This window comes from Knoellia tibetensis (assembly GCF_048606415.1).
Taxonomy (GTDB): Bacteria; Actinomycetota; Actinomycetes; order Actinomycetales; family Dermatophilaceae; genus Knoellia; species Knoellia tibetensis.
In genome coordinates this window covers 114,530-135,640 of the sequence record NZ_JBMBWF010000004.1, presented here as the reverse complement: position 1 = coordinate 135,640, position 21,111 = coordinate 114,530, and the positions used below count along the sequence as shown (strand labels likewise).

General features: G+C 72.4%; 21 protein-coding genes. 8 read left to right on the top strand and 13 right to left on the bottom strand.

The genetic code is table 11. From position 1 onward, the window contains the following. Positions 1-29 precede the first annotated feature (29 nt). Positions 30-1,016 carry a hypothetical protein gene (locus ACOJV7_RS15860; protein WP_420191191.1) on the bottom strand — a complete coding sequence of 329 codons (987 nt, stop codon included), beginning with the start codon at positions 1,014-1,016 and terminating at the stop codon, positions 30-32. Next, positions 1,013-1,576 (bottom strand): RNA polymerase sigma factor, encoded by a 564-nt coding sequence (locus ACOJV7_RS15855; RefSeq protein WP_420191190.1) that lies wholly within the window; start codon positions 1,574-1,576, stop codon positions 1,013-1,015. Before ACOJV7_RS15855 ends, ACOJV7_RS15860 begins: the two co-directional genes overlap by 4 nt. A 221-nt stretch (positions 1,577-1,797) precedes the next feature. Between ACOJV7_RS15855 and ACOJV7_RS15850 the strand changes: the two genes are divergently transcribed. Continuing rightward, positions 1,798-3,057 carry an extracellular catalytic domain type 1 short-chain-length polyhydroxyalkanoate depolymerase gene (locus tag ACOJV7_RS15850; RefSeq protein WP_420191189.1) on the top strand — a complete coding sequence of 420 codons (1,260 nt, stop codon included), beginning with the start codon at positions 1,798-1,800 and terminating at the stop codon, positions 3,055-3,057. A gap of 27 nt (positions 3,058-3,084) precedes the next feature. On the opposite strand, the gene ACOJV7_RS15845 is transcribed toward ACOJV7_RS15850, so the two are convergent. Together ACOJV7_RS15845 and ACOJV7_RS15840 are read right to left on the bottom strand one after the other, a co-directional pair. After that, positions 3,085-4,137 carry a glutathione S-transferase family protein gene (locus ACOJV7_RS15845; protein WP_420191188.1) on the bottom strand — a complete coding sequence of 351 codons (1,053 nt, stop codon included), beginning with the start codon at positions 4,135-4,137 and terminating at the stop codon, positions 3,085-3,087. A gap of 2 nt (positions 4,138-4,139) precedes the next feature. Continuing rightward, the gene (locus ACOJV7_RS15840) at positions 4,140-5,513 is read right to left on the bottom strand and encodes a dipeptidase (RefSeq protein ID WP_420191187.1); all 1,374 of its coding nucleotides are present in this window, start codon (positions 5,511-5,513) and stop codon (positions 4,140-4,142) included. 64 nt (positions 5,514-5,577) lie between these two features. Here ACOJV7_RS15840 and ACOJV7_RS15835 point away from each other — a divergent pair, with 64 nt between their 5' ends. Next, positions 5,578-6,159 (top strand): DUF3043 domain-containing protein, encoded by a 582-nt coding sequence (locus ACOJV7_RS15835; protein WP_420191186.1) that lies wholly within the window; start codon positions 5,578-5,580, stop codon positions 6,157-6,159. Between the two features lie 31 nt (positions 6,160-6,190). Here ACOJV7_RS15835 and ACOJV7_RS15830 read toward each other — a convergent pair whose 3' ends face one another. From ACOJV7_RS15830 to gcvT, 3 genes are read right to left on the bottom strand one after another with little or no spacing between them, the layout of a single operon-like run. Next, positions 6,191-6,406, bottom strand: a complete 216-nt coding sequence (locus ACOJV7_RS15830) for a hypothetical protein (protein ID WP_420191185.1) — start codon at positions 6,404-6,406, stop codon at positions 6,191-6,193. Further along, complete coding sequence (locus ACOJV7_RS15825; RefSeq protein WP_420191184.1) at positions 6,403-6,900, bottom strand: OsmC family protein; 498 nt, start codon at positions 6,898-6,900, stop codon at positions 6,403-6,405. The genes ACOJV7_RS15830 and ACOJV7_RS15825 overlap by 4 nt, the downstream gene beginning before the upstream one ends. A 21-nt stretch (positions 6,901-6,921) precedes the next feature. After that, positions 6,922-8,034: a glycine cleavage system aminomethyltransferase GcvT gene (gcvT, locus tag ACOJV7_RS15820; RefSeq protein ID WP_420191183.1), complete on the bottom strand. Its 1,113-nt coding sequence runs from the start codon at positions 8,032-8,034 to the stop codon at positions 6,922-6,924. A gap of 101 nt (positions 8,035-8,135) precedes the next feature. Here gcvT and ACOJV7_RS15815 point away from each other — a divergent pair, with 101 nt between their 5' ends. After that, positions 8,136-9,659, top strand: coding sequence for a leucyl aminopeptidase (locus tag ACOJV7_RS15815; RefSeq protein WP_420191279.1), 1,524 nt, complete (start codon positions 8,136-8,138; stop codon positions 9,657-9,659). 72 nt (positions 9,660-9,731) lie between these two features. On the opposite strand, the gene ACOJV7_RS15810 is transcribed toward ACOJV7_RS15815, so the two are convergent. Continuing rightward, the gene (locus ACOJV7_RS15810) at positions 9,732-9,923 is read right to left on the bottom strand and encodes a DUF5302 domain-containing protein (protein ID WP_420191182.1); all 192 of its coding nucleotides are present in this window, start codon (positions 9,921-9,923) and stop codon (positions 9,732-9,734) included. Positions 9,924-10,080: 157 nt separating this feature from the next. Here ACOJV7_RS15810 and ACOJV7_RS15805 point away from each other — a divergent pair, with 157 nt between their 5' ends. Continuing rightward, the gene (locus ACOJV7_RS15805) at positions 10,081-11,010 is read left to right on the top strand and encodes a zinc metalloprotease (protein WP_420191181.1); all 930 of its coding nucleotides are present in this window, start codon (positions 10,081-10,083) and stop codon (positions 11,008-11,010) included. 61 nt (positions 11,011-11,071) lie between these two features. Here the strand turns inward: ACOJV7_RS15805 and ACOJV7_RS15800 are convergent, their stop codons facing one another. Then, positions 11,072-11,404, bottom strand: coding sequence for a hypothetical protein (locus ACOJV7_RS15800; protein WP_420191180.1), 333 nt, complete (start codon positions 11,402-11,404; stop codon positions 11,072-11,074). Between the two features lie 232 nt (positions 11,405-11,636). Between ACOJV7_RS15800 and lpdA the strand changes: the two genes are divergently transcribed. Genes lpdA through ACOJV7_RS15785 form a run of 3 tightly spaced genes read left to right on the top strand, consistent with a single transcriptional unit; the run spans position 11,637 to position 15,939 of the window. Beyond that, positions 11,637-13,016: a dihydrolipoyl dehydrogenase gene (gene lpdA / locus ACOJV7_RS15795; RefSeq protein ID WP_420191179.1), complete on the top strand. Its 1,380-nt coding sequence runs from the start codon at positions 11,637-11,639 to the stop codon at positions 13,014-13,016. Between the two features lie 38 nt (positions 13,017-13,054). Then, positions 13,055-15,034, top strand: coding sequence for a 2-oxoglutarate dehydrogenase, E2 component, dihydrolipoamide succinyltransferase (sucB, locus tag ACOJV7_RS15790; RefSeq protein WP_420191178.1), 1,980 nt, complete (start codon positions 13,055-13,057; stop codon positions 15,032-15,034). Between the two features lie 5 nt (positions 15,035-15,039). Then, positions 15,040-15,939 (top strand): TIGR01777 family oxidoreductase, encoded by a 900-nt coding sequence (locus ACOJV7_RS15785; protein WP_420191177.1) that lies wholly within the window; start codon positions 15,040-15,042, stop codon positions 15,937-15,939. Here ACOJV7_RS15785 and ACOJV7_RS15780 read toward each other — a convergent pair. Next, a complete protein-coding gene (locus ACOJV7_RS15780) occupies positions 15,936-16,922 on the bottom strand; it encodes an IS481 family transposase (RefSeq protein ID WP_420191176.1) in 987 nt (328 codons plus the stop codon). The two genes, ACOJV7_RS15785 and ACOJV7_RS15780, sit on opposite strands and share 4 nt — an antisense overlap. Positions 16,923-17,045: 123 nt before the next feature. Next, a complete protein-coding gene (locus tag ACOJV7_RS15775) occupies positions 17,046-18,644 on the bottom strand; it encodes a serine/threonine-protein kinase (RefSeq protein ID WP_420191175.1) in 1,599 nt (532 codons plus the stop codon). Between the two features lie 68 nt (positions 18,645-18,712). Between ACOJV7_RS15775 and ACOJV7_RS15770 the strand changes: the two genes are divergently transcribed. Next, positions 18,713-19,444 carry a Type 1 glutamine amidotransferase-like domain-containing protein gene (locus tag ACOJV7_RS15770; RefSeq protein WP_420191174.1) on the top strand — a complete coding sequence of 244 codons (732 nt, stop codon included), beginning with the start codon at positions 18,713-18,715 and terminating at the stop codon, positions 19,442-19,444. 13 nt (positions 19,445-19,457) lie between these two features. Here the strand turns inward: ACOJV7_RS15770 and ACOJV7_RS15765 are convergent, their stop codons facing one another. Then, a complete protein-coding gene (locus ACOJV7_RS15765) occupies positions 19,458-20,054 on the bottom strand; it encodes a DinB family protein (protein WP_420191173.1) in 597 nt (198 codons plus the stop codon). Then, positions 20,054-21,106 (bottom strand): Gfo/Idh/MocA family protein, encoded by a 1,053-nt coding sequence (locus tag ACOJV7_RS15760; protein WP_420191172.1) that lies wholly within the window; start codon positions 21,104-21,106, stop codon positions 20,054-20,056. The genes ACOJV7_RS15765 and ACOJV7_RS15760 overlap by 1 nt, the downstream gene beginning before the upstream one ends. Positions 21,107-21,111: the final 5 nt, after the last annotated feature.

Here is a 21,111-nt window from a genome sequence, read left to right as displayed (position 1 = left end):
GCTCGGTCGCGGTCGCGGCTCGGGGTCGGTCAGGAGATGCGGGCCCATCTCCACGTCCCCGGCAGGAGGCAGCCTCCTGCCTCGCTCGTCGTCGACATCGTCGTGTGGACGACGACGACCGAGGTGAACGTCAGCTGGCACGCGCTCCGGTCGGCGGAGTCACGACGGAAGACGGGGGCGGTGCCGTCACGCATCGTGACCCGGCCGCGCTGGTCGGGGTCGGACTTGCCGTCACCGTCGTCGTCGAGGACGTAGGTGAGCAGCCCACTGCGCCAGGGTCGCCCGATCGCGAGCACCGTGCCAGAGGCGGGGTGCAGCCACACGCCGTCCAGGAAGGTGGACTGCGGTGCGAAGCCGGGCGCGACGGTCGGCAGGGGCGCACCCAGCGCGCCGCCGAGGTAGGGCTGGGGCGAGACGCGCTCGAGCATCCGCTCCTCGGGCTCGGGACCCAGCGTCGGGTCGCAGGAGGTCCGCTGCGCGGCGAGACCCACGACTCCCGGACGGAGCTGCCTGATCCGCACCACCTCGTCGCACCCGTCCTCGGTGTGGACAGTGTAGAGGTCGCCGGTGCGCGAGACGACGCGGTCCTTGAAGTCGGCCTCGAGGAAGTCGTCGGCGGTGGGGTCGACCGACACCCGCCCGTCGCCGACGAAGACCCAGACGTGGCGGCTGTCGGAGCCGAGCCGCCACGTGCCCACGACCTCGGGTGGGATGAACGGCTGGTCGGACACCGGCGGCCTCGCCGGTTGCGCCGGGTCGGGCGGGTCACCGGTGAGTACGAGACCCACGACCACGGCCGCGGTGGCCACGGCTGCGGCAACGAGGCCCCAGCGGCGGCGCCGGGCACGTGCACCCCGCAGCCCCGTCGCGCCGAACCCCGCGCCCCGCACCACCCGTGGAGCGGCGAGCACCTCGAAGAGGTCCGACTCCATGCGGGCGACGTCGTTTTCGGTGACCGGCAGCGCGTCCACGACATCGTGCAGCGCTGCGCTCGTGCGGGCCTCGACGATGCTCACTGGGCCACCTCCATTCGGTCGTGCAGGGCGGACAGGGCACGGCTGGCGTGCTTCTTGACCGAACCGACGGACACCTGCAGCAGCTCGGCCGTCTGGCGCTCGCTGAGGTCGAGGTAGAAGCGGCAGACGACGACCTCGCGCTGTCGCTGCGGCAGGGTGCGGACCTGCTCCGCGATCCGGAGGGACTCCTCGTGGGTCAGGACGTCGGCATCGGCCCCCGGCTGCGTGACGAGCTCGGGTCGCAACGGCGCCACCACCACCGGCCGGTGGGCGCGGTCGCGGTGCACCGACCGGCACCTGTTGACCACGGTCGCACGCAGGTAGGCGTGCATCGCCGAGCGGTCACGCAGGGATCGCCAGTTGCGGTGCAGCGAGAGGAACGCGTCCTGCACCGCTTCCTCGGCGGCACCCCGGTCGCCCGTGAGGGCGAAGCCAAGCCGGACCAGGTCCGCACAGTGCGTCCGGAAGAGGACGGCCAGAGCCTGGTCCCGGCCGAGCTCCGCCACCGGCCCTTGGACGCTGGGCCCGCTCTCACCGGCAGATCGCAGGAGAGGACTCACACCAGCAGAGTCGCACCGCGGGCCACAAAGGTTGACCCGCCGTGAGAAATGGCCCGCGCGTGGCCAACGAGCGTCTCCGGCATGGCTCATCCGGGTGGTCTCCGGGCCCAGTCCCGGCTCCCTCATCATGGCGGCCGCACCCACCATCCGATGTGAGCCCGGTCACTAGCGTCGCGGGGACGAGGGCGTCGACGGCGACGCCCCTGACCCCGGAGGTCGGCATGGCCCGCACACGAACACTCCTCGGCTGGACGGCCGCGCTCGCGCTGGCTGCCGCAACGGCCGTCTCCGCTGCGACGGGGGTGGTCATGGCACCTCGTGCCGCGGCGGCCTCGCTCCAACAGGTCACGTCCTTCGGGTCCAATCCCGGCGCGTTGACGATGTGGACCTACCGACCTGACACCGCTTTGTCGCGGAGCCCCCTCGTCGTCGCGCTCCACGGGTGCACCCAGGACGCCAGCGGCTACCTCACCGGATCGGGGTGGCGTGAGCTCGCCGACCGGCACGGGATCACGGTCGTCCTCCCGCAGCAGGGCACGGGCAACAACGCCAACCGGTGCTTCAACTGGTTCCAGTCCGGTGACGTCACCCGCGGCCAGGGCGAGGTCGCCTCGATCGCGTCGATGGTGTCGTATGCCGTCGCGACCTACGGCGTGGACGCCTCGCGGGTCTACGTCTCCGGGCTGTCAGGCGGTGGCGCCATGGCCGCGAGCATGCTGGCGACCTACCCGGACCTCTTCGCCGGCGGGTCGGTCAACGCCGGGATCGCACACGGCTGCGCGACGACGGTGGCGCAGGCGTACTCGTGCATGAACCCGGGCGTCGACAAGACCCCGGTGGCGTGGGGCAACCTCGCCCGCTCCGGCTACCCCGGCTGGTCCGGCCCTCGGCCCAAGGTGGCGATCTGGCACGGGCAGTCCGACACGACGGTCGCGCCGATGAACGGGCGCGAGCTGCGCGATCAGTGGACCGACGTCGCGGGCGTCAGCCAGTCCCCCACGGCCAGTGGGTCGCTGGCGGGCGGTGTCACCTGGACCGAGTACGGCAACGGTGCGGTCCGGCTCACCGAGATCGCGGGCATGGGGCACGGGACTCCCGTCGACCCGGGCCCGGCCCCGAGCCAGTGCGGCGCCGCGGGTGCGTACTTCCTCGACACGGTGTGCGGCGCCTGGTACGACGCCCAGTTCTTCGGGCTCGTCGGCGCCTCCCCGACTCCGACTGCCACGTCGACCCCGACCCCCAGCCCGACCCCGACGTCGACGAGCCCGACACCCACGGTGACGCCGACACCGACGCCCTCACCCACCGCGACCGCCACGTGCGTCACGTCGAACAACTACGTCCACGTGCAGGCAGGACGTGCCCGCCACCAGAGCGGCTACGCCCTCGCGGTCGGCTCGAACGACAACCTGGGCCTCTACAACACCTACGCCACGTCGTCGGTCCGCGAGAGCACCCCGGGCTACTGGCAGAAGTGTTGAGGGTCCTTCGCGCCTCGCGCCGGGGGATCAGACCTCGACGAGCCCGCTCGGGCCGACGTGCGGGTTGTGCGCCGTCGGGACCCGCTCGCCCTCCGGCGGCGGGCCCGGGGGCGTGCCGTCGCCGAAGGGGCGGCCGCCCAGCGACTCGCGCCCGTGCGGCGTCGCCCAGCCGGAGAGGTCGGGCCCGGCCGGCACGACACCGGTCGGGTTGATGTCGCGGTGGACCTCGTAGTAGTGGCTCTTGATGTGGGTGAAGTCGGTCGTGTCACCGAAACCCGGCGTCTGGAAGAGGTCACGGGCATAGGCCCACAGCGCCGGCATCTCGGTGAGCTTGCTCCGGTTGCACTTGAAGTGGCCGTGGTAGACCGCGTCGAAGCGAGCCAGCGTCGTGAAGAGCCGCACGTCCGCCTCGGTGATCGACTCGCCGACGAGGAAGCGCCGGGTCGACAGCCGCTCCTCGAGCCAGTCGAGCGCCGTGAAGAGCCGCTCGTAGGCGGCGTCGTAGGACTTCTGCGTCCCCGCGAAGCCGCACCGGTAGACCCCGTTGTTGACCTCGGTGTAGACGTAGCTGTTGACCTCGTCGATCTCGTCGCGCAGCGCCTCCGGGTAGAGGTCGGGCGCCCCCTCGCGATGGAAGTCGGTCCACTCGCTCGAGAGGTCGAGGGTGATCTGCGGGAAGTCGTTCGTCACGACCTTGCCGCTCGGCACGTCGACGACCGCCGGCACCGTGATGCCCTTGGGGTAGTCGGGGAAGCGCGCGAGGTAGGCGTGCTTGATCCGCGGGATCCGCAGGACCGGGTCGAGCCCGCCCTCGTCGAGGTCGAAGGTCCACGAGTCCGAGTCGTGCGTCGGCCCGCAGATGCCCATCGAGATCGCGTCCTCGAGACCGAGCAGGCGACGCACGATGATCGACCGGTTCGCCCACGGGCACGCGCGCGCGACGACGAGCCGGTATCGCCCCGCCTCGACGGGCCACTGCTCACCTCCGCGCGTGATCCGGTCCTCGATGTATGCCGTGTCGCGGTTGTAGTCGTCCTCGACGTAGGTGCCCTGCCGGGACCCGCTCGTGTCGTCGCCCATCGTCAGCTCCTCCCCATCGCACCGAGTCGCGCGAAGAGCGCGGCCTCGGCGACACAGACCTTCTCGAACTCGCCGAGGTGCAGCGACTCGTTGGCACCGTGGGCGCGGGTGTCGGGGTCCTCCACGCCGGTGACGAGGATGGCCGCGTCCGGGAAGCGCTCGGCGAAGGCGGCGACGAACGGGATCGAGCCTCCGACGCCGATGTCGACGGGCTCCGTGCCCCACGCGTCGGCGAAGGCGGCCCGGGCCTGGTCGTAGACCGGACCGCTCGCGTCGGCGGCGAAGCCCGAGCCCTGGTCGTCGAGCGTGACCTCCACGCGAGCGCCCCACGGGGCGTTGTCGCGAAGGTGCTTCTCCAGCGCCGCGAAGGCGTCCATCGGCGCCTCGTCGGCGGCGATCCGCATCGAGAGCTTGGCCGAGGCCGTCGGGACGAGCGTGTTGGAGGACCGCTCGACCGAGGGCGCGTTGATGCCGATCGTCGTGAGCGACGGCTTGGTCCACATCCGCGAGAGCAGTGAGCCGGAACCGATCGTCGACACACCGTCGAGCAGCCCGGACTCCTCGCGCAGCCGCTCCTCGGAGAAGTCGAGGTCGGCGGCCTCGCCGGCCTTGAGCCCGGCGACGGCGACGTTGCCCTCCTCGTCGTGCAGGGTGGCGAGAAGCCGGACCAAGGCGGTGATCGCGTCGGGGACGGCGCCCCCGAACATGCCCGAGTGGACGCCGTGGTCGAGCGTCGAGACCGTGACGACGACGCGGATGAGTCCGCGCAGGGTCGTCGTCAGGGCGGGGGTGCCGATGTCCCAGTTCATCGAGTCGGCGAGGACGATGGCGTCGGCGGCGAGCTTGTCGCCGTGCCGCTCGAGGATCGTCATGAGCGAGTCGGAGCCGACCTCCTCCTCGCCCTCGACGAAGACGGTGACACCCACGGGCAGCGCACCCTTGTGCGCCCGCAGCGCGGCGATGTGCGCCATGATCCCGGCCTTGTCGTCGGCCGCGCCGCGACCGTAGAGACGACCCTGGCGCTCGGTCGGCTCGAAGGGCGCACTGTCCCAGTCGGCGTCGTCACCGGGCGGCTGCACGTCGTGGTGGGCATAGAGGAGGACGGTCGGAGCACCCTCCGGTCCGTCGATGTGCCCGATGACCGCGGGGGCGCCGCCCTCTCGCACGATCTCGACGTCGAGTCCCTCGGCGCGCAGCAGCTCGGCGGTGGCCAGCGCGGACGCGTCCACGTGGGTCTGGTCGAAGGCCGGCAGCGAGACGCTGGGGATGCGGGTCAGGGCCTCGAGGTCGCTGCGGAGCCCGGGCATGAGGTCCCGGACGGTGTCGCGGAGGGAGGACAGCTCGGGCAGGTCGGTGGTGGTGCGCGCATCGGTCACGCTCTCGACCCTACTCAGCGGCGGGCGGGAGGGAGGACCCAGCCGGACGGCATACACTTCGCGCGTGTTCGGACGCAGCAAGACCACCAACGAAGAGCTCGCGGAGCAGGTCGCCGTGACGGCCCGCGAGGGCGCCAAGAACCGCCCGACCCCCAAGCGGCGCGAGCAGGAGGCGGCGCGCAAGCGCCCCCTGGTCGAGACCGACCGCAAGAAGGCGCGCGACGCGGACCGCGCCAAGCGGCGCGAGCAGATGGCCAAGCAGCGTCAGGCGATGCTCACCGGCGACGAGGCGCACCTGCCGGCGCGCGACAAGGGTCCGGTGAAGCGGTTCATCCGCGACTACGTCGACGCCCGCTGGGGCATCGCCGAGTTCATGCTGCCCGTCATGCTCGTCGTCCTCGCGCTCTCGTTCGTCCGGCAGCCGTGGGCGATGCTCATCGTCTTCGTCCTCGTCTACGGCCTCATCCTTGCCGCCGTCGTCGACACGTTCCTCATGTGGCGCCGGGTGAAGAAGAAGCTCGTCGAGAAGTTCGGCGAGGACGCCGTCCAGCGCGGCGACGGCTTCTATGCCGCGATGCGCGCCTTCCAGATGCGCCGCACGCGCATGCCGCGACCGGCCGTCGCGCGGGGCAGCTACCCCGGCTGACCGGCTCGCACCCTGACTCGGACCCGTCGTGTCAGACGGAGGCGTCGAGCCGCATCGGTCCGTAGACCTTGTCGCCGTCGCGGTGCAGGGTCACGGCAGCGACCCCTGCGTCGGCGAGCTCGCGCCACACCTCACCGAACCAGTTCTCGGCGTCCGACTGCGTCGGGAACGCCGCGTCCGTCGTCGGCTCCCCCGTGACGGCGCCGCCGTCGGCGTCCTCGTAGCTCCAGGTCCAGGCCTCGGTCATGTCGTCCTCTCCTCTGCTGCGGACTGGGGCTCGGCCACCCGGACGGTCGGCTCGAGGACGACCTCCGAGGTGAGCGAGCTGGCGATGAAGCAGCCCTCGTGGGCCTCGTGCATGAGCTCGTCGAACCGGCAGACGTCGCTGCCGGCAGCCACGGTGACGGTGGGGCGCAACGTGATCCGCGTGATGCGCATCGGTCGCTCACGCCCCGGCATGAGCCCCTCGGCGTCGTCGTCGTAGGCGAGGACGTCGAGTCCCGCCGTGGCGGCGACGTGGAGGAACGAGAGCATCTGGCACGAGCTCGCGGCGAGGACGAGCAGCTGCTCCGGGTTGGCCCGCGTCGCGTCGCCGCGGAAGTGCGGGTCAGCGCTCAGCGCGAAGGTGCCCTCGGCCGGCGGCACCGCGCCGACGTGGTTCCTCCCGTATGCCGTGTAGCCGCCACCCGTCGACCCGTCAGAGCCGTCCCACGTCAGGGTGGCGCGGTAGGTGTGGTCCATGGGCGTCGCCGGTCCCGGGCCTCAGGCCTCGCGGACGCCGACCTCGACGAACGGCGGCTTCGTCACCGTCGCCGGGACCTCACGGCCGCGCACGTCGATGACGACCTCGTCGCCGATCGAGACCGAGCGCTCGAGCTGGGCGAGGGCGATGCCCTCCTTGCGGGTCGGGCTGAACGTCCCCGACGTCACCTCGCCGACGACCTCGCCGTCCTTGAGCACCGAGCAGTGGGCGCGCGGGATGCCGCGGCCGGTGACGACGAGCCCGCGAGCCAGGCGCGACGTCTTGGCGGCGCGCTGCTCGGCGAGGGCCTCCTTGCCCCAGAAGGCGTCCTTGTCCCAGCCGACGGCCCACGCAGCCCCGGCCATGACCGGCGTGATCTCGGTGCTGAGGTCGTTGCCGTGCAGCGGGTAGCCCATCTCGGTCCGCAGGGTGTCGCGCGCGCCGAGACCGGCCGGCATACCGCCCTGGTCGGCGACGGCCGACGCGAGGGCGTCCCACAGGGCGCCGGCGGCGGCCCACGTCGGGACGAGCTCGTAGCCACGCTCACCGGTGTAGCCGGTGCGGCAGACGATGACCGGCTGCCCGTCCCACTCGGCCTCCGCGAAGGACATGTAGTCGTGCTCGACCGGCAGCCCGAGAGAGGTGAGCACCTCGTCGCTGAGCGGCCCCTGGACGGCGAAGACGGCATACGCGTCGTGGAGGTTCTCGACCTCGATGCCCTCCGGCGCGGCGGCGCGGAGCATCTCGACGACGGCCGCGGTGTTGGCCGCGTTGGGGATGAGGAAGACGTCGTCCTCGCTGCGGACGTAGGCGATGAGGTCGTCGACGACACCGCCGTCGTCCTGGCAGCACATCGTGTACTGGGCCTGGCCCGGGCCGATGCGGCGCAGGTCGTTGGTGAGGCAGGTGTTGACGAAGTCGACCGCGCTGACGTCGCCGGAGCGACCGCTCACGCGGGCCTTGCCGAGGTGGCTCACGTCGAAGAGACCGACCCGCTCGCGGACCGAGGTGTGCTCGGCGACGACGCCGCCGCCGGGGTACTCGATCGGCATCTCCCAGCCCCCGAAGTCGGCCATCTTGGCGCCGAGGGCGACGTGCCGGTCGTGGACGGGTGAGTGCAGGAGCTCGGTCATGTGGGCACGCTATCGCGCGGCCTTCGGGACCGGCGCGGCTAGGGTGCGACCCGAAGGGGTGACGACCTCACCCACCAGCAACGACGCCAGGAGTGACCGCAGTGCCCAGCCTCAACCTCACCACCCGTGACCTCGCGAGCCTCAAGGTCGACGCCCTCGTCGTCGGCTCCGTCTCCTCCGGCAACGGCGCCGAGCTCGCCCCCGGACACGACCTGCCCAAGGCCGCCGCGAAGCACCTCGCCGCCGTCCTCACCGACCTCGAGGCCAAGGCGAAGCCGGGTGAGGTCGTGCGCGTCGTCGCCGTCCCCGACGTGTCCGCGACCGCCGTCGTCGTCACCGGGCTCGGCCCCGCCGACGAGGTCACCGCCGACGTCCTGCGCTCGGCCGCCGGAGCCGCGCTCCGCTCGGTCGCGACCAAGTCGTCGGTCGCCGTGGCCCTTCCTGCGGACGACGAGGCCGCGCTCGCCGCCGTCGCCGACGGTGCGTATGCCGGGTGCTACTCCTTCGACGCGTCCACCACCCGCGCGACCGGCTCGAAGAAGCCGTCCGCCCCGGCCAAGGGAGACGGCCCCAAGATCTCGGTCGTGTCGACGCAGGGCTCGGGCAAGAACCTCAAGGCCGCCGTCGAGCGCGCGGCGGTCATCGGCTCCGCCCGCGACCTCGCGCGCGACCTCGTCAACACCCCGCCGAACCTGCTCACGCCGCAGGCGTTCGTCGACCGCGTCAAGGCGGCCGTGTCGGCGTCGTCGGGCAAGGTCAGCGTCTCCGTCCTCGACGAGAAGGCCCTCGCCAAGGGCGGCTTCGGCGGCATCGTGGGCGTCGGCCAGGGCTCGGCCAACCCGCCGCGCATCGTCACGATGAGCTACTCCCCCAGCGGCGTTCGCGGCTCCAAGGGCGGCTCCGTCGCGCTGGTGGGCAAGGGCATCACCTTCGACTCGGGCGGCCTGTGCATCAAGCCGGCCGCGGGCATGCTCACGATGAAGTCCGACATGGCCGGCGCGGCCGCCGTCGCCGCGACCGTGCTCGCCGCCGCCGAGCTCGGTGGCTCGGTCGCCGTCACCGGCTACCTCTGCCTCGCCGAGAACATGCCGAGCGGCACGGCCCAGCGCCCCGGTGACGTGGTCACGATGCGCAACGGCACGACCGTCGAGATCATCGACACCGACGCTGAGGGCCGCATGGTCCTCGGTGACGGCATCTGCCTCGCGAGCGAGAGCAAGCCCGACGTCATCGTCGACATCGCCACGCTCACCGGTGCGCAGATGGTCGCGCTCGGCAGCCGGGTCGCCGGCGTCATGGGCAACGACGACGCCTTCCGCACCGCGGTCGTCGACGCGGGCGCCGCGGCGGGAGAGGACTCGTGGCCGATGCCGCTGCCGCGCGAGCTGCGCCCAGGCCTCGACTCGACCGTCGCCGACCTCGCCCACAAGGCCGACCGGTGGGGCGGCATGCTCACTGCCGGCCTCTTCCTCCAGGAGTTCGTCGCCGACGGCATCCCGTGGGCGCACGTCGACATCGCCGGGCCGTCGTTCAACGAGAAGGGCGCCGACGGCGCGATCCCCAAGGGCGGCACCGGCTACGGCGTCGCGACCCTCGTCCAGCTCGTCGAGGCCCACACCGCCTGACGCACGAGAACTGGCCCGGGGCAGGAGATCTCGTCTCCTGCCCCGGGCCAGTTCGTCATCCGGGCTGGTGGCTCAGCCGGACTTGCGACGGAACATCTGCTCACGTCCGGACGTCTCCGGCCCGTGGCCGTGGTCGACCTTGGACCGGTCCGAGTGGTCCGACACGTCGGTCCCACCGTGGGCGTGCTTCTTGTCCAGGGCCTCTCGGAACTTCTTCTTCATGTCCTCGCTGGGCGTCGGACGGGGACTCTTGGACTCGGACACGGTGCCTCCTGGGTCGGTGGTGCGGTCGTCCTCACTCTCGCACGCACCGACGCGGTCTGCCACGGCGATTCCGCTCCCCGGCCTCGCCGACCGCCGGACGCGGGAGGGTCGGGGATGAGATGTTGTGCGGGTGTCGGCGGGAGCATGGTGGGACCGGGTGACGCTGGGGCGCCGACGCCGCCGGCGCGAGATGCTGCGTCGTCTCGCCGAGCTCGACCGGCTCGACGCCGCCGCCCCTCCCCACGCCTCCTCCGCCTGGCGGCAACCCCCGTCGTATGCCGTCGCCGCACCTCCGCGCCGGCGTCGCGGCGCGCTCGTGCCGCTCGTCGTCACGCTCGCCGTGACGGGCGGGCTGCTCTGGGTGCGGACGGCCGCGACCGAGCAGGTCGACCACGTCGCCACCCTGCTGTCCCCGGCCGACGGGCGACCGGCCCCCGCGGCCGACGCCATGGCGTCCCGCCTCGTCCCGCTGCCGATCGCGCCGGGTGGGTCCGGCGGCTACACCTCCGTCGCCGAGAACGCCCTCGGCCCCGCCACCTGGGACCCCTGCCGCCCGGTGCACCTCGTCGTCAACGGCGAGGCCGCGCCCGAAGGGGCCGACGCGATCCTGCGCGAGGCGATCGACCTCGTCGCGCCGGCGGCCGGCCTCCGCGTGGTCGTCGACGGACCCACCAACGAGCGCGCGCAGGAGGGGCGTCCCGCGATGGACCGGGCTCGCTACGGCAACCGGTGGTCTCCCGCTCTCGTCGCCTGGACGACGCCGTCGCGCGACCCGCGCCTCGACGGCGACACGGCGGGGATCGGCGGCCCGCTCTCGGTCGAGGACGTGACCGGTCGCCTGCGCAACGTCTCGGGCATCGTCCACCTCGACGGTCCGGCGCTCACCGAGATCCTGCGCCAGCCGGGCGGCCGGCAGGCGGCGGTGGCGATCGTGGCCCACGAGCTCGTGCACCTCGTCGGGCTCGGGCACGTCGACGAACCGGCCCAGCTCATGCATCCTTCGAACGAGGGCCAGACCGGACTGGGTGACGGCGACCGCCGCGGCCTGGCCCGGCTGGCGAACACGTCCTGTGCCCGGGGCGTGTGACCGCCGCGGTGTGACCCGCCGCGGCTGAGCCGCCACTCGTGGGCGACCCCTTCGTCGGGTGCTAGCGGCCGCGACGCTGCCGCGAGTTCCAGTCACGCATCCGCTGCGGGTAGCCGGTCTGGTTGACGTCGTAGGTCGGCAGCTGCAGCTCGGTGGCGAGGCGGAAGCCGTCCTCGCGCGACGGCACGGCCCGACGCATCCACTCGCCGTCGTGGGCGATGAGGATGACGGTCGTCGCGGTGACGTTGGTCGCGGGCTCGACGAACGCCTCGACCCCCCTGCGACTCTTCGCAAAGTCGGAGAAGTGGGCTCGGGCCCGGCGCAGGTCGTCCTTCGAGGGCGCCGCCGCACCAGGTGCGGGAGCAGCCCGCCTGCCTCGCCTCCACCACGCCATGGCGACACGATACGGGCGAGGGCTGCGCCCGGGCTGGGGGTCGGCTGCGACTCGCGGAGGTGGGCGCGGGTCCCACGCTCTGCGTGGGCCGGCATACGAGGGTCTCGGACGGCCGCGACGACCACGTGTGACGGTTGCCACGACGCAGTGACAGGATGGGCCGGAACCGGCGCGAGGTCGACGAGACCCGATCGACCCGCGCCCCCTGACGTCACGCAAGGGAGCACCCTCCATGCCGGCCACCGCCGAGGACAGCTACGACATCGTCATCCTGGGGGGCGGCAGCGGCGGCTACGCGTGCGCCTTCCGCGCCGCCGAGCTCGGCCTCACGGTGGCCCTCGTCGAGAAGGGCAAGCTGGGCGGCACCTGCCTGCACGTCGGCTGCATCCCCACCAAGGCGCTCCTGCACGCGGCCGAGGTCGCCGACACCGCCCGCGAGGGAGCGCAGTTCGGGGTCAACACGACCCTCGAGTCGATCGACATGTCCGGCGTCAACGCCTACAAGGACGGCGTCATCGCCCGCCTGCACAAGGGGCTGCTCGGCCTCGCCAAAGCCCACAAGGTGGAGCTCGTCGAGGGCACCGGCCGACTCGTCGACCGCTCCACCGTCGAGGTCGACGGACGCCGGATCACCGGCAAGCACGTCGTGCTGGCCACCGGCTCCTACCCCCGGACGCTGCCCGGTCTGGAGATCGGCGGTCGCATCATGACGAGCGAGCAGGCGCTGCAGCTCGACGACGTGCCCGACCGCGTCGTCGTCCTCGGCGGCGGAGTCATCGGCGTCGAGTTCGCGTCGGTCTTCCGCTCGTTCGGCTCCGAGGTCACCGTGGTCGAGGCGCTCCCCCGGCTCGTCGCCGCTGAGGACGAGGCCGTCTCCAAGGTCCTCGAGCGCTCGTTCCGCAAGCGCAAGATCACCGCGAGGACCGGCGTCAAGTTCACCGGCGCCACCCAGGACGGCGCCGTCGTCAGCGTCTCGCTCGAGGACGGCACGAGCATCGAGGCCGACCTCCTCCTCGTCGCCGTCGGGCGGGGCCCGGTCACCGACGGCCTCGGCTACGAGGAGGCCGGCGTCACCCTCGACCGTGGCTTCGTCACGACCGACGAGCGCCTGCGCACCGGCGTCGACGGCGTGTATGCCGTCGGCGACATCGTTCCCGGGCTCCAGCTCGCGCACCGCGGCTTCCAGCAGGGCATCTTCGTCGCCGAGGACATCGCCGGACTCGCACCGGCCGTCATCGACGAGAACACCATCCCGCGCGTCACCTACTGCGACCCCGAGATCGCCTCGGTCGGCCTCACCGAGGCCCAGGCCCGTGAGACGCACGGCGAGGTCGAGACCTACGAGTACAACCTCGGCGGCAACGGCAAGTCGCAGATCCTCCAGACCCAGGGGTTCGTCAAGCTCGTGCGAACCAAGGACGGGCCCGTCGTCGGGGTCCACATGGTCGGTGCCCGCATGGGCGAGCAGATCGGCGAGGCCCAGCTCATCGTCGGCTGGGAGGCCCACGCCGAGGACGTCGCCCCCCTCATCCACGCCCACCCGACCCAGAACGAAGCACTGGGCGAAGCGCACCTGGCGCTCGCCGGCAAACCTCTGCACGCTCACAACTAGAGTTGACGCACGCCGCCGTCGATAGGAGAACAGACATCATGTCCGAACGTGTGACCATGCCCGCCCTCGGCGAGTCCGTGACCGAGGGCACCGTCACCCGGTGGCTCAAGAACGTCGGTGACCAGGTCGAGGTCGACGAGCCGCTGCTCGAGGTCTCGACCGACAAGGTCGACACCGAGATCCCCTCACCGGTCGCCGGCACCCTCCAGGAGATCCTCGCCGAGGAGGACGAGACCGTCGCCGTCGGCGCCGACCTCGCCGTCATCGGTGACGGCGCCGCATCCGACGGCGACTCGGGCGCGCCCGCGGAGCAGTCCTCCGAGCAGTCGTCCCAGGAGTCCTCGGACGCCCCGGAGCAGGGGTCGTCGGACGACGCCTCGGGCGAGTCCGGCGACGGCGACGCGATCGACTCCCCCCAGCAGCAGGACGAGGTGGCGCAGGCCGGCGACGAGGGCGGGCAGGAGCCTGCGTCCCCGCACACCGAGGCTCCCTCCGAGTCCGCCCCTGCGTCCTCCGGTGGCGGGGGCGGCGGCACGACCGTGACGATGCCTGCGCTCGGCGAGTCGGTCACCGAGGGCACGATCACCCGCTGGCTCAAGGCCGAGGGCGACGAGGTCGCCGTGGACGAGCCGCTCCTCGAGGTCTCGACCGACAAGGTCGACACCGAGATCCCCTCACCGGTCGCCGGCACCCTGAGCAAGATCCTCGTGCAGGAGGACGAGACCGTGCCGGTCGGCGCTGACCTCGCCGTCGTCGGCGGCGGTGACGGTGGCGCCCAGGAGGCACCTGCCGCGGAGTCCGCCCCCGCGGAGAAGCCCGCCGAGGCCGAGAAGCCCGCCGAGCAGGAGAAGCCGCAACCGCAGGCGAAGCCGGAGCAGGCCACCGAGGCGGCCCAGCCCGAGGCGCCCGCCCGGAAGCCGGACGCGCAGGAGCAGCCGCAGGGCAGCTCGAGCGAGCAGCAGGCAGCCCCCGACGAGCCGAGCGCTTCGCAGGGCGACGTCGCGCAGGCCGCCGCACCCGCCCCCGCACAGGCCCAGCAGTCGGAGCCGTCGGAGTCCGACGGCGGCAGCCAGGACGCGTCCGCCTACGTCACGCCGCTCGTGCGCAAGATCGCGTCCGAGAACGGCATCGACCTCGCCGACATCAAGGGCACCGGTGTCGGTGGCCGCATCCGCAAGCAGGACGTCCTCGCGGCGGCCGAGGCGGCGAAGGCTCCGGCCGAGGCCCCCGCGGCTCCGGCGGCCTCGGCCCCGGCAGCCTCCGCGCCCGCGGCGTCCCGTCCGGCGTCGGCCGACAGCGAGCTGCGCGGCACGACGAAGCCGATGACGCGCCTGCGCAAGATGATCGCCAAGCGCATGGTCGAGTCGCTCCAGACCTCGGCGCAGCTCACCACCGTCGTCGAGGTCGACGTCACGAAGATCGCCCGCCTGCGCGACCGCGCCAAGGGTGACTTCCAGCGTCGCGAGGGCACCAAGCTCAGCTTCCTGCCCTTCTTCACGCTCGCCGCCATCGAGGCGCTCAAGGTGCATCCCACGGTCAACGCGAGCATCGAGGGCGACGACGTCACCTACCACGGCACAGAGAACGTCGGCATGGCGGTCGACACCGACAAGGGCCTCATCGTGCCCGTCGTCAAGAACGCCGGCGACCTCAACATCGCCGGTCTCTCGCGCAGCATCGCCGACCTGGCGGAGCGCACGCGGACCAACAAGATCATGCCCGACGACCTCGCCGGCGGGACCTTCACGATCACCAACACCGGGTCTCGCGGCGCGCTCTTCGACACGCCGATCATCAACCAGCCGCAGGTCGCCATCCTCGGCACCGGCGCGGTCGTCAAGCGCCCGGTCGTCGTCAAGGACAGCGACGGTGGCGAGACGATCGCGATCCGCTCGATGGTCTACCTCGCGCTCTCCTACGACCACCGGATCGTCGACGGCGCGGACGCGGCGCGGTTCCTGACGACGGTCAAGGAGCGGCTCGAGGAAGGCGCCTTCGAGGCCGACCTGGGTCTCTGACCTCCATGACACAGCGCATCGCCGTCACCGGCTCGTCCGGACTGATCGGGGGTGCGCTGTGTCATGCCCTGCGCGCCCGTGGCGACGAGGTCGTCCGGCTCGTCCGGCGCCCGCCGGAGCACTCCGAGGAGGTCCAGTGGGACCCGTCCTCACGTCACCTCGACCCGGGCGTCCTCGACGGTGTCGACGCCGTCGTCAACCTCGCCGGCGCGTCCATCGGTGAGAAGCGGTGGACACCGGCCTTCAAGGCGACCCTCATCTCGTCGCGCACCGACGGCACCACCGCCCTCGCCGAGGCGATCGCGGCCAGCGGCCGCCAGGTGCATCTCGTCAACGGGTCGGCGGTGGGCTACTACGGCGACCGCGGCGACGAGGTCCTCACCGAGGAGAGCCCCGGCGGGTCGGGGTTCCTCGCCGAGCTCGTGCGCGCCTGGGAGGGTGCGACGGAGCCGGCCCGGGCGGCGGGTGCTCCCGTCGCCTGCGTGCGGACCGGGATCGTCCTCGCCCCTGAGGGCGACGCCTTCAAGCCGCTCCTGCTCCTCACCAGGTTGGGGCTCGGCGGTCCGTTGGGCAACGGGCGGCACTACTGGCCGTGGATCACGCTTCACGACGAGGTCCGGGGCATCCTCCACGTCCTCGACCAGCGGCTCGAGGGCCCGGTCAACCTCACCGGCCCGGACCCTGCGCCTCAGCGGGAGATCGTCGCCGAGATGGGCCGCCAGCTCCACCGGCCCACGATCCTCCCGGCGCCGGCGTTCGCCCTGCGCGTCGTCCTCGGCGAGATGTCGAGCGACATCCTGGCGAGCCAGCGCGCCCGGCCCCGTCGCTTGCTCGACAGCGGGTTCGAGCACGAGCACGCGACCTTGCCGGACGCCGTCCGCTGGCTCCTCTCCGACGCCTCCTAGGTGTACTGACCCAGCAGGTTGGTTAGGCGGGTGATGGGTGGCTTGTTTCCGCAGGCGGTGTGGGGTCGGTGGTGGTTGTAGCGGTGAAGCCATGCTGACAGGGCCGCGCGGCGTTCGCTCTCGGATTGGTAGCAGCGGGCGTAACCCCAGCCGTCGGACATTGTGCGGTGGAAGCGTTCGATCTTGCCGTTGGTCTGTGGCCGTCGGGGTCGGGTGCGGGAGTGCTTGATCCCGAGCTCGGCGCAGGTGTCGCGCCACAGGAACGAGACGTACGCGGCGCCGTTGTCGGACAGGACCCGCTCGGTGACCACGCCGCGCTGGGCGTACCAGGCCACTGCGCGGCGCAGGACTGCGACGGCGGTGGCGGCGGTCTCGTCGTCGTGGACCTCGGCGTACGCGACCCGGGAGTGGTCATCGATGACGGTGTGGACGAACGCGTGACCCATCTTCGGGTTGTGATGCCGGCTGCGGGGCTTACCCGGGGTGGCTGCCCGGTTCCGCTCGCCCTGGACCCGGCCGAGGAAGCGCCACCCGCCGCCGTCGGGGATGTTGCCGTACTTCTTGACGTCCACATGCAGCATCGCCCCGGGGTGCGGGTGCTCGTAGCGGCGCACTGGTTCCCCGGTGGCGCGGTCGACATGGGAGAGCCGGTTCATCCGGCACCGAGTCAGGACCCGGTGCACCGTCGAGGGCGCCACCCCGACCAGCGGGGCGAGCTGGACCGGGCCCAAGCGGTGGCGCATCCGCAACGAGACGATCCGCTTCGTCGTTGCTCGGCCGGTCTTGGTCGGCATCGCGTGTGGCCGGCTCGAGCGGTCATTCATCGCCTCCCCGGCGGCGTAGCGCACCGCCCACCGCTTCACCGTCGGCCACGACACCTGGAAGCGGGCGGCGACCTCACTGACCGGCACCCCTTGTTCGACGACGAGCTGGGCGACCTTGAGCCTGTGACGAACTGTCAGAGCAGCATTAGCGTGGGACACGAGGGCCTCCTGTGCGTGGCAGTGGTGACTTGGCAGTTCCACTTCACCGCGGGAGGCCCTCCCCGCGCCACTGATCAGATCAGCGGATCACAGCCACTCAACCAACGTCCCGGGTCAGTACACCTAGGCGGCCCTGACCTCGGCCACCCGCCATCCCGAGGGCGTGCGGACGAGATCGAGGAGCACGGGTGCGCCAACGACCGCCGGACGGCTGACGTCGCCTGACGGGCCGCGCACGACATGCGCCGAGGTGTCTATCGCAGCGCGGACGGTGGCCCGCTCGCCAGAGCCGGACTCGAGGCGAGCGTCACGCACGACGAACGACAGGCCGACGTAGCGCTGCCCCATGCGCTGCACTTCGGCCAGCACCTCGGTGTCGGAGGCGAGTGCGGGTGACCGTGGAGCGTCGACCTCGACGAGCCGTGCGGCCACGCCGGAGGACCAGGCGGCCGCCCGTGCGTCGGCAAGGGCGTCGACGAGCGCCTTCGGGTCGCGCCGCGGGGCATCGGCGAGCATGCGCACGTCCGTCCCAACCGCTGCCGGGGCGCCGGCCGATGACGGCTCCGCCAGCGCCTCGTCACGCAGGCCGTGCCACGCCAGCAGCCCTCCGGCGAGGGCCGCGACCACGACGAAGGCGACCCACTGCCCGAGGGCGCGCCATCCCGGCCGTCCCGACCAGCCGGGACGACCGAGCCACACTGGCCGGGCGAGCCACGCCGGCCTCCCGCTCCGCCCGGCACGACCGAGCCATACTGGCCGAGCGAGCCACGCCGGCCTCCCGCTCCGCACGGGACGCCCGAGCCACCCGGCTGAACGCGGCCTCGCGGGGCGAGCGTCCTCGGACGCGGTTCTCGCCGCCGCACGGATCCGTCGGGTGAGGAGAGCGACGTCCTCGGCACCTCCGTGCTCTGCGAGCTCGAGCGGCTGGGCCGCAACGCTGTCGAAGAGCGCGAGGGCGAGCTCGTCGGCGTCGGGCCGGTCCTGAGCGGACGTGCGCAGCGCACCCTCGATCGCGTCGGCGAGCGCGTCGGGCACACCGGGCGCCTGGTCGGCGAGCCGTCCGCGCATCCCTGCCGGACCGGGCGGGCTGCCCGTGAGGCAGAACCATGCGAGCGCGCCGAGGGCGTGGACGTCGGCGGCAGCGCTCGGGCGCTGGCCGGCGAGCACCTCGGGGGCGACGAAGCCCTCGGTCCCCCACACCTCGTCGGTCCGTCCGCCGACGAGTCCCGCCACGCCGAGGTCGGCGACGAAAGGCCGTCCGTCGTGGTCGAGCAGGATGTTGTCGGGCGAGAGGTCGCCGTGCACGACACCGCAGCCATGCAGCCGGGCGAGCGTGGACGCGACCGGGCTGAGTACCGTGACCAGCTCCCCCGGCGAGAGGTGGCCGCGGGTCCGGACGAGGGAGCCCACCGTGCCCCCGGACAGGAGGTCGAGGACGAGTGCCACCTCGCCCGAGGGCAGCGCCAGGGCCTCGTGGAGCCGCACGAGGTGGGAGTCGCGGATCCGGCCGAGGACCGCGAGCTCGACGAGCGAGTCGTCCGCGTCCGCGACCGGCACGACCTTGATGGCGACGTCGGTGCCGGCCTCCGACGTCGCGGACCAGACGGAGCCCGACGCTCCCCGGCCGAGCAACCCCGTCACCGCATAGCCGGGGACGCCGGGAGCCGAGGCGTCGACGCAACGGTGGCGGCCGGCATACGAAGGGCGCTCCGCGGTGTCCATGACGCCACTGTCGCGGAGATGCCGGAAGGCGGCGCGGGCTTTTCCACAGGTGCCGCTAGGGTCGCTGGATGCCAGCCCAGAGCCGCACGATCCTCGCCACCTCCGGTGGCTATCGCCCCGCGACCCGCACCTACCTCGAGTTCGACGCGCTCGTGCACCACGCCGTCGAGCTCTCCGGCGCGCAGGGCCGCCCGAAGGTCACCTTCATGGGGACCGCCAGCGGTGACCAGCGGTTCTTCAACGACCACGTCCACCAGGCGGGCCGGGTCGCCGGCTTCGACATCTCGACGCTCGACCTCTTCCCCATGCCCAACGTCGAGGACGTCGCCGGGCACCTGCTCGAGCAGGACGTCATCTGGGTCAACGGCGGCTCGGTCGCCAACCTCCTCGCCGTGTGGGCCGTGCACGACCTCGGTCCGGCGATGCGCGCAGCCTGGGAGGCGGGCGTCGTCCTGTCGGGCGTCTCCGCCGGGTCGATCTGCTGGTATGCCGGCGGCACGACCGACTCCTTCGGACCCGAGCTGCGTGCGGTCACCAACGGGCTGGCCCTGCTGCCCTGGGGCAACGGCGTCCACTACGACAGCGAGGAGCGGCGCCGACCGCTCGTGCACCGGCTCGTGGCCGACGGCACCCTGCCCGAGACCCACTGCACCGACGACGGTGTCGGCCTCGTCTACGACGGCACCGAGCTCGTCGAGGCCGTCTCGGAGCGCGACGGCAAGGGCGCCTATGTCGTGCGGCTCCAGGACGGGCGCGCCGTCGAGGAGCGCATCGAGCCCCGGCGCCTGCGCAACCCCTGACCGAGGCGGCCGCTCAGCGGAAGCTGTCGGCGGCCTCCTGCACGCGGGCGCGGTGCCTCTGCCAGAAGTCGGGGTCGCCCTTGGGGAGGTTGGGGGCGCTCGGGCGCATCCCGATGGCCCCGTCGATCGTCTCGCGCAGGATGTCGGCGTGGCCGGCGTGCCTCGCGAGGTCGGCGATGACGTGGACGAGGAGGAAGTGCAGCGTGACCCCACGGCCCCGCTCCCCCCACCACGGGACGCTGCCGGTGGCGTCGAGGTCGAGCTCGTCGATGAGCGCGTCCGCGTGGGCCGCGACCCGGTCGGCGAACCCGAGGATGTCGGCCCGGGACTCCGACTCCGAGGCCCAGAGGTCGAGGTTGGGGTCGTCCTCCATCTCGGCGTACCACGGCGGCAGGTCGGGGACCGTGCGCCCGAAGCACTCGCCGAAGTAGCCCGCCTCGACCCCGGCACAGTGCTTGACGAGTCCGAGGAGGTTCGTGCCGGTCGGGGTCATGGGGCGGCGGATGTCGTGCTCGTCGAGGCCGTCGAGCTTCCACCGGAGGGCCTCGCGCTGGCCGCGCAGGTAGCGGTGGAGGACCGACTTCGGGTCGTCCGCGACGTCGTCGGCCATCAGCTCTCCTCCGGTCGCGGACGGGTGCCCGGGGTGACGACCTCGACGACTCGCTGGTCGGCGGCGCTCGTGCGGGCGGCGTCGATCACGGCGAGGACGTGGACGGCGTCGGACGGGTCGACCGGCATGGCCGCCTGCACGTCCTCGGCACCGACCGCAGCCCCCACGGCCCGGTAGAAGTCGACCTGCGTCGACGGCGTCGTCGGGACGGGCTCCCGCTCTTCGGCGCGGTAGAGCCAGCCGCAGTGCTCGTCGTCGGCGTCGGCGGTGTCGGGGAAGACGTTGACGTCGCTCTCGAAGTCGTTCTGGACGTATGCCGCGTCGCGCCCGAGCAGTCGCACGCGCGGACCGGGTGCGCCCGCGACCGACGTGGCACCCAGGTGCGTGGTCACGCCCGACGCGTGACGGCATACGAGGAAGGCGTCGTCCTCGGCGGGCGTCGTGTGGGACTCGACGGTCGCGAAGACCGTCTCGACCGGGCCGAAGAGCTGCACGGCCATGTCGACGAGGTGCGAGTGGAGGTCGAGCAGGATGCCGCCGCCCTCGGTCGGCGGGGCGTTCTCGCGCCAGCGGTCCTTGGCGACCGGGCGCCACCGCTCCCAACGCAGCTCGCACCGGAACGGCTCTCCCGCAAGGCGATCGGCGACGACCGTGGCGAGTGTCGTGAACTGGGAGTCGTAGCGGCGGTTCTGGAAGACAGTGAGCGCGACCCCCTCGTGCCGTGACACGTCGACGAGCTCGAGCGCGCCGTCGGCGTCGACGGCGAGCGGCTTGTCGACGACGCACGGGAGGCCGGCCTCGAGCACCGAGCGGGCGTGCTCGAGGTGGCTGCCGCTCGGGGTCGCGAGGACGACGACGTCGAGGCCCTCGACCGCCAGCAGCGCGTCGAGGTCGTCGACCACGAGCGCGTCCGGGAAGTCGGCCGCGACCTCGGCCCGGCGGTCCGGGTTGGACGTGGCCACCGCGGCGAGCTCGAGCCCCGCGTCACGGATGAGCGGCGCGTGGATCCCGCGCCCGGCCGATGCGTATCCCGCCAGTCCGACTCTCACCATGTCCG